The sequence below is a fragment of the Methylobacterium sp. 10 genome, from assembly GCF_000519085.1.
In the GTDB taxonomy this organism is placed as follows: domain Bacteria; phylum Pseudomonadota; class Alphaproteobacteria; order Rhizobiales; family Beijerinckiaceae; genus Methylobacterium.
On sequence record NZ_KI912577.1, the window covers coordinates 4,963,833 to 4,971,534 of the forward strand.

At 58.7% G+C, this 7,702-nt stretch carries 8 protein-coding genes, 2 pseudogenes and 1 other annotated feature (1 of these 11 running past the window's edge); of the genes and pseudogenes, 7 read left to right on the forward strand and 3 right to left on the reverse strand.

What is annotated here, in order from left to right:
• Positions 1–52 precede the first annotated feature (52 nt).
• A complete protein-coding gene (locus K368_RS0123515; protein ID WP_027174497.1) occupies positions 53–268 on the forward strand; it encodes a hypothetical protein in 216 nt (71 codons plus the stop codon).
• A gap of 147 nt (positions 269–415) precedes the next feature.
• Positions 416–595, forward strand: coding sequence for a hypothetical protein (locus K368_RS25410; protein WP_036266628.1), 180 nt, complete (start codon positions 416–418; stop codon positions 593–595).
• 62 nt (positions 596–657) lie between these two features.
• On the opposite strand, the gene K368_RS26940 is transcribed toward K368_RS25410, so the two are convergent.
• Positions 658–867 carry a hypothetical protein gene (locus K368_RS26940; protein WP_155935300.1) on the reverse strand — a complete coding sequence of 70 codons (210 nt, stop codon included), beginning with the start codon at positions 865–867 and terminating at the stop codon, positions 658–660.
• Positions 868–1,206: 339 nt separating this feature from the next.
• Between K368_RS26940 and K368_RS26405 the strand changes: the two genes are divergently transcribed.
• Entirely contained in the window at positions 1,207–1,479 is a 273-nt protein-coding gene (locus K368_RS26405) for a hypothetical protein (RefSeq protein WP_245259652.1), read from the forward strand.
• Between the two features lie 1,259 nt (positions 1,480–2,738).
• Positions 2,739–3,005 (forward strand): hypothetical protein, encoded by a 267-nt coding sequence (locus K368_RS0123540; protein ID WP_027174498.1) that lies wholly within the window; start codon positions 2,739–2,741, stop codon positions 3,003–3,005.
• A 513-nt stretch (positions 3,006–3,518) separates the two neighbouring features.
• Here K368_RS0123540 and K368_RS25420 read toward each other — a convergent pair.
• The gene (locus K368_RS25420) at positions 3,519–3,806 is read right to left on the reverse strand and encodes a hypothetical protein (RefSeq protein ID WP_051439982.1); all 288 of its coding nucleotides are present in this window, start codon (positions 3,804–3,806) and stop codon (positions 3,519–3,521) included.
• A 312-nt stretch (positions 3,807–4,118) separates the two neighbouring features.
• On the opposite strand from K368_RS25420, the gene K368_RS25425 reads away from it, so the two are divergent.
• Complete coding sequence (locus K368_RS25425; protein ID WP_036266629.1) at positions 4,119–4,379, forward strand: pyocin activator PrtN family protein; 261 nt, start codon at positions 4,119–4,121, stop codon at positions 4,377–4,379.
• 532 nt (positions 4,380–4,911) lie between these two features.
• On the opposite strand, the pseudogene K368_RS25430 reads toward K368_RS25425, so the two are convergent.
• Positions 4,912–6,000 (reverse strand): annotated as a pseudogene (locus K368_RS25430) (tyrosine-type recombinase/integrase).
• Positions 6,001–6,121: 121 nt separating this feature from the next.
• On the opposite strand from K368_RS25430, the gene dusA reads away from it, so the two are divergent.
• Positions 6,122–7,150 (forward strand): tRNA dihydrouridine(20/20a) synthase DusA, encoded by a 1,029-nt coding sequence (gene dusA, locus K368_RS0123565; protein WP_081739660.1) that lies wholly within the window; start codon positions 6,122–6,124, stop codon positions 7,148–7,150.
• A gap of 73 nt (positions 7,151–7,223) precedes the next feature.
• Positions 7,224–7,702, forward strand: a pseudogene (locus K368_RS25435) (IS3 family transposase); it runs 846 nt beyond the window's last position.
• Positions 7,525–7,641 (forward strand) — a sequence feature (AL1L pseudoknot). Its footprint overlaps the pseudogene before it by 117 nt.

A 7,702-nucleotide genomic window follows, 5' to 3' on the forward strand; every position in this document is an offset into this window, starting at 1 on the left:
GCGGAACCGGCCGGGGGGATCGCGGAATTAATCCTCAGCGGAGAAGCACGCGATGTGGATTTTGCAATGGGGCGACAACACCAACCAGGCGAGCGGCCAGTGGAACCACGAGGAGCATGAAAGCTCTGAGAAGGCGCTCGAAGCTGCCCGGACGAAGGTCGGAATGGGTCTGGTTGCCCATGCCATACACTCGCCAGCTGGGGTTCATTGGATGACGGGCGATGAATTGATGGCTGCGCTCAGCAAGGATGAAGCGCCGGCGGAGTGATGACCGGCAGGTGCGGGATCGCGGTTGGTGAGGGCAACCTGCGTCGCTGCTGGGTGGAACAGGGTCCGGTCTCAGGGCCTTGGCTAGGACACCCTGGTGCTCAGGTTCGCCAATGGGCCGCCTCTGCACTTGCACAGGAGCCGACCCATGAACGCCCCCATAACGTCAAACCCTAACCAGACCCAGCGCGGCGGCGCCGCGAATAATCCCGAGCATCTGGTCGGCAACACCATCGACAAGGTCGATCAGGTTAGCAGCACAACCCTTCTCGGGATGGCAGTGGCCGGCGCGATTGCGATCGACCTGATCCTGGCTGTGATCGTCTAGCGAGTTGCAGCGGCTACTGGGGCGGGGCGCCCGTCCCAGCAGACGCGGTTTCGGCGTCGGGATCAGGGCTTGGGAATACGAGCTTCGGCCGTATCGGCATGAACGGACCAGACTTCGGCACCGTCAGCATCTACGTCTACTATGCGGGCAAAATCGGCCTTGTGCGTGACGAGCCCCTGTTTCGCATGCTCCCGGGCTTCATCCTCTGAGCCCGGCGCTGGCGTCTCACCGATCTTGTTTCCCTGCTCATAGAACTCGATCCAATAAGACATTCCTGCCGTTCCTTCCGTTGCGAGATCAGGAAGGTAGGGCGCGTCAGGGCCGGGACATCCGCATAGGCGATCAGCGAGAGCCGCAGGGCAGCACAGCAGGCCATAAGACGCGTACGCCTGTCTCTCTTCACACAACGAAAACTGGATGGATCCGAAGATGTCGAAGCGCTGTGCGTTAAGCCTCATTTATTGGCGATTAAATCGTTGACACTTGCGATCGTCTGCGGCGTTCCGCCTCTCCAGCCGAATTGGACTGTATGCAAGTGAACAATTCTCAGACGCGCATGTTGTGAGTGTAGGAGTTGATACAAAATAGGTCACGGACCGCTCCCAGAATGAATGGGAGAAAACGTGCCGCGATACTTTTTTAATGCTTATGATGGCTCCGCTTCAATAGACAATGAAGGCACTGAGCTAGCTGATTTAAAGTCTGCCAAAGTCGAGGCCGTACTTCGCGCCAGCAATCTATTAAAAAATTATGCAAAAAGCATCGCAGATGGCGAAGATTGGCATCTTGAAGCTGTAAACGTGTCCGGCTTAATTTTGTTTCGTATCGATATATTGGTCACTGATGCGCCAGTGTCGCGTCCTGATCCATTGATGAAGCGTTAGCTTTTCATCACGCCGCGCGAAGGCCTCGCGATCTTCTTCAACGCTGTATCGAAATCCGCTTCGTCGTCGCTGGCTCCAGCCGCGCGCAGCGGCCCGGTCCTCTGCCTCATGCCGGCGCTTCCGCTCATCCTCGCCGCGTCGGGCAAACATGCCGTACATTCTATGCCCGGCTGTGTATCGGCAATTGATCTAAAACATTAACAATGCTTTATTCATATATTTATTTGTAACGGAACGTAATTTCTCAATAATACTTGCCATATTACCGACAGAAAACTTTCGTTATCGGTCGGAATGGAACGACATAATGCATGCCTTTTCTTCAGCCTACCGCGATTTTGACACAAAGATCATAATCGCCGTCCAATCCGGGGCAATGGGACAAAGTTCAGCTGGCCATATCCTCGCTTTAAAAGTCGCCAATGAGGGAGAAGAAGTGCTAAACGAATTTGAAAGAAATTTATATTCGTTATATATAAAGCCGATGCTTGACAAAATTTACATATTTGCAGATAGAGATCGCATTGATCGTGCGGACCTCGTAATCTAACGATCCGTTGCTCAGTTTTACCGTCTCCGCGAAAGATCAGTGCTCTACAGTGCGGAATGCCAATCTTAGGCTTTGGAGAGTGGGTTTCGACCAGCGCTGACGGATAGGCGATGGGGCTAACGTCGAAACCCGCATTCTTAGAAAACTGTGCGGTGCGAAGGCAGGGGAACGGCTGGTCGGGAAAGAAAGGGCCCCAGACTTTTGAGCCCCCCACCCGCTGGGGAGTTTTACGACTTGCCCATAAAACCCTTCATCGGTTCCAGGGGTGCTTCGGGTCTTTCGGTCTCCCGTCGATGGTCATGCCGATGCGGTGGCCTCTGGCCTCTTCGGATCGGATAGCGCCGTCATGGCAGGGAGCGCAGACACTCTCGAGTTCGCCTTCCCAGAACAGGGTCTCGTTGCCCTTATGCGGGATGACGTGGTTCGCGACGCTCGCAGCAACAGGCCGATGGTCGGTCGAGCAGCGACTGCACAACGAATGAGCCGCGAACTGGGCTAGCGCCTTCTCCCTCCAGCGCTGGCTCCGATACCATAAGCGCCAGGGCTGAGGCCCTCTTGCTTCGTCGTGGCTGCGGTCTCGGCTCCACTTGGTAGTGCGCCTAGTCATCGGGTAGGAGGTCAATGCAACCGAGAACGGGACGCCATGAGATCGAAGTTTGCCCTTGCCATGTGCCTCGCCGCTCTAGGCGGGTGCACCGAGCGAGCATCCATGAACGTGATGCAGGCGCATGGTGATTTGCGGGTCGATAAGACGCCGACGGTTGCCTACGACTACACCGTGACGATCCGGAACATCGCGCATCCCGGCTTTGTGGCCGAGCGCAGGGAGGATCGCGAAGGCTTGGCGCTTTCGGCGATGAAGGCCCAATGTCCAGGCGCGAAGATCGTGGGCGAGGACTTCATCAAGATTGGTGAGCAGCCCAAGAGCGAGAGGATGGGCGAGTTCAAGATCAAGGTGTTCTGCCCACCTGCATAGGCCAGGAACTTGCCTGACATATCACTAGCAGCACGGCCACTAAGCTATGAAAGTCAGCAGAACTGGACTATCCCTGCTTGCCATTTACGTAGCGTTATCGCTTGTCTCATGGGGGTACGCAGGGTTACTCCATGGCGATGACGGGTCATTCTTTATCGCTGCGGCGCTTCCGATCCTTCCGGCCGTTGTCGTGATGTGGTCCACGCACTCCATGACCCTTGTAAATTACCTGCTAAATTGGCTCGTAATTCCCGCCGCGTTCACTGGGACATCATTGGCGGTCTACAGCCTTGGATGGCTCGCCGGCAATGTCATAGGTCAGGGGAGAGGTCGATCGCGCCGCTGAAAGAGCGCCACCCACTTTGGCCCGCCCCTTCAAGAGTAACCCCATTGGGGTCAGGGATGTGGAACCAGCCTTCAAAGTGAAGAAGCGGCATCACCCGTCTCCGTCACGGCTTAACATCGATCCCATGGCGGGAGAGTACAGCGACGACCGTTCAGTGCTTCGGATTACTACAACAGCTGGACTTGCGCAATGTTCAATTCGATGGGCGAGGCCCGTCCAAATAGGGAAACGGAGACGGCAATCCGATCGTCTGGCAGGATACGCTCCACGGTGGCAGGGAACGAGGCGAACGGCCCGTCGACCACCATTACGCCCTGACCGATCTTGATCCCGACAGGCTCGACGATCTCGCCCTTGGCGATGCGGTCTACGAACCGCTGCAGCCCCTCGGCATTGAGCTGGGCAGGCTTTAGCACGGGCCCCGAGATGTTGCCCTCAAGCGATTTGTCTTCCACCGGGTAGCAGACGATCTCCGAGATGCCAGGCCGGTCCTTGGCAACGGCAAGATGGCCAGCATCCTGGATGCCGATGAAGAGGGACGAGATCGGACTGCTCGCGGTCGACCTTGCCTTTCAGGGATACCTCTACGGCGACCTGGTCCCTGAAGAGGATTAGGTTCTGACGGATCAGGACGAACGAGATGCGGCCGGCGACCGCGAGAACGATTGCCTCAACGAGATCCACCGCACCGTGACAGCCGCGCTGCCCGATCTGTTCAGGCCGGACGGCGATCACCCGGCATGGGCCACGAACAAGGAACACGCGTCATGAACACCACTTTCCTCCTCATGGCGCAGTACAGCGGCGCTGCCGTCATTCCGATCGACCGAGTGTGCAAGGACTACTTCTCGCACCTGACGCCGGAGAAGCTCATCAGAAAGATCTCTGCCGGCGCCATCGCCCTGCCCCGTGTCCGCATGGAATCGAGCGAGCGATGCGTGAAGGGCGTTCACCTCAATGACTTGGCGCAATGGATCGACGATCGCGCCGAGGCCGCTCGCAAGGAATGCCAGCAGCTGTGCGGTTGATCCGGCCAGCCCGCGAAAAGATGTGGGCAGGAATGAGGGTCGACCGCGGGCGGCAGATTTCATCGGCGGCAGATTATGGCGGAGGGAGCCTCCGTAGAATATTCAGAAAGCTTGATGGCCCGCACTTGAACCAAGCGCTATTTCGACCAGATTACGTAATGGAAGCTGGAAGGATAGCGCTGTCAAACTCGTCGTTTGTGACAAGCTCAAACTCTCCCATCATAGCTAGCGACGACCGAAGCGAAGATCCGAGCAACGCTCATGATACGAAAGCTCCTGTGGAAGCCAGGGCCAATGCGAAGGCCGCCAGCGCCGCAGCTTTCGGATTGGTTGCGCATTTTTCCTAGTACTGAAATATAAGCAAATTATCTCCGGCCCCGAACTAGATCAAATCGTTGAGGGGACTCTTTCAATGACCTCCACGACGCCTGGTGCGGCAGAGTTTATTTACGAGCATTTTAAACCAAAGCCATAATATTCGTGCAGCTCCCTCAATCTCTTAAACGAGATGAGGGAGCGCTAGGCAAGTAGCTCATACATTGGAGTCGCGTATCGGAGCCGTAACTGCGGCAAGCCACGACCAACTGGCATATTTGTCTCCGGCCGCCCTCACATGAGTGTAGCGCTGTAAGCTCTGCCAAGACCGATGTCCCGAGACTGATGCAGCAAGCGGCACGGTCCGCCCCATCTCGAACAGTCGAGAGACACCCTCGTGGCGCAGATCATGGAAATGCAAATCCTCGATGCCGAGGAAAGCGCACGCGCGCGTGAACGCGGCTGAGATCGCGTCCGTTGTGTAAGGAAAGATACTCGGATGAGTGCGAGGCATCGCCAGGGCGATGCGCAAGGCTTCCGGCGGCTCGCACCACACGTCGTTCCCGATTTTCTGGTCCGGGTTCTTCATATCTCGAACCAGAACGCGCGAGCCGGCCTCATCAAGGTCCGCTCAGGTAATCCGTGTGATCTCTTCCTGCCGGCGCGTCGAGAACAGCGCGAAAGCGATGACGCGCTGCATCGGCATGGCGCTAGGTCGACGGTCCCGCACCTCGCCGAAATGTTTCATGAGCTGATCGAGCTCGGCAAGCGTAGGTCGGCGATCACGCTTCTCTGACCCAGCCGTGAGGCCCAGCCGCTTCGCTACCTTCTGCGCAGCCTCCATCTGAGATGCGTCAAGCGGGTAGCCCCACGCGGGCTTGGCGATTGCGAACACGCTGCTCAGATGGGCCAGATAGTTGCCCACTGTCTGCGGCTTCCTGCCCACCGATAGTTCATGAGCGAACTTCACCACGTCGGCGCTCGTCACGGCGGAACAGGAGATCCCGGCGATGTCGAACATCTTGATGGTGCGCAGCACCTGGACCTTCGTCTTACCTGGGACGCGCCGCGACTCGACGGTGTAGCGGTCGATCACCTCCCCTAAGGTCGGATCGTTGCCCTTTGCGGCATCGAGAGCACCTGGCTGCGATAGCTCATGCTCGCGCTTGGTAATCCAGGCAGCGGCGGCCGGGCGCCTGTCGAAGGTCTTGGTCTCCCTGTGGCTGACCCCATCTCTTTGGACGGCGATCTGCGCGTGGTATCCGGTGGAACCGTTCCGCCGCTTCCGCTCAAGAATGGTCCCCATAGCGCCCCACAGCCGGTTACAGCATGGGTCGAACTCCTACAGCAATGCTGTAAGTGGACAACGATTTAGGCGTATCGAGCCCCTTTCAGTAGGACCGGGTACAGCATGAAATGGCAGCGAAGTGTCTGACGCCGTTATAAAATCCAACGATTTCAGTCCGTACCGATTTTCGGTTGCACCGATGATGGATTGGACCGATCGTTATTGCCGCTCGTTCCACCGAGTCCTGTCGCGCCGTGCCCGGCTCTATACCGAGATGGTGACGAGCAATGCCGTTCTTCACGGCGATAGGACACGTTTGCTCGGGTTTTCGGAACTGGAACACCCGGTTGCAATCCAGCTCGGCGGTTCGGTGCCCGGCGATCTCGCCGAAGCGGCGCGCATCGCGGAGGGGTTCGGATACGACGAGATCAACCTGAATGTGGGCTGCCCCTCGGACCGGGTTCAGGATGGCCGCTTCGGCGCCTGCCTCATGCGCGACCCGAGCCTCGTCGGCGAGTGCGTCGCGGCTATGAAGGCAGCCGTCACGGTACCCGTCACGGTGAAGTGCCGAATCGGGGTCGACGACCAAGATGTTGAGATCGCCCTCGATACGCTCGTGGATGCATTGGACCAGGCGGGTGTTGACGCTCTGATCGTCCACGCGCGGAAGGCGTGGCTTCAGGGCCTGTCACCCAAAGAAAACCGTGACGTCCCACCCCTCGATTACGGGCGGGTGGCACGGCTGAAGCAGAAGCGCCCTTCCCTGCCGGTCGCCATCAACGGCGGCATCGCCACCATCGAGGAAACGTTGACACAACTGGCGTTCGTCGACGGCGTGATGATGGGCCGCGCGGCCTATAACGACCCGGCGGTTCTACTTAATGTGGACCGCCTGATTTTCGAAGAGGCAGCCCCTGTGGCGGATGCCTTCGAGGCGGTGGAGGTCTTTACGCCGATTATCGCCGAGGTTTTGGGACAAGGGATCCGCCTGCACACGCTCACGCGCCATATGCTGGGACTGTTCAACGGCCGGCCAGGGGCGCGCGCCTATCGCCGACATCTGTCGACCTTCGGCACCCGGGCAGATGCCGACCTCTCGACCCTGCGCGAGGCGGTGGCTTACGTCTCCAGGGAAAGTCCCGAAGGAATCGCCGTTCAGGCGGCATGAGTGCCGGACGTCAACCGTCGGTGTGAACGGCACCGGGTTTCCCGGAGGCTCCAACTCTTGAGAGGATGGAGCCATGACGAAGCGAACCCCACCCTATTCCCCTGAGGTCCGTGCCCGAGCGTCGCGGATGGTCCTGGATCATCAAGGCGAGCATGCCTCATAATGGGCGGCGATCAATTCGATCGCGGCCAAGATCGGCTGTTCGGGGGAGACGCTCCGGAACTGGATCCGGCAGTCCGAGCGTGATCAGGGCATGCGAGGCGGCCCGACCACGGACGAGCGCGAGCGGATCAAAGCGTTGGAGCGCGAGAACCGTAAACTGCGCCAAGCCAAAGAACCGAAGGACCGCGCAGCGAGATCCTGAGGAAGACGTCGGCGTATTTTGCGTTTGCCGAGCTCGACCGCCGGTCGCGGACATGATCGCGTTCATCGACGACCATCGGGCCGTCTACGGGGTCGAGCCGATCTGCAGGGTGCTGCAGACCGCCCCGTCGACGTACCATGCCCATGCCGCGCGGCGTGCCAATCCCGGCAGGCGACCGGAACGAGCCA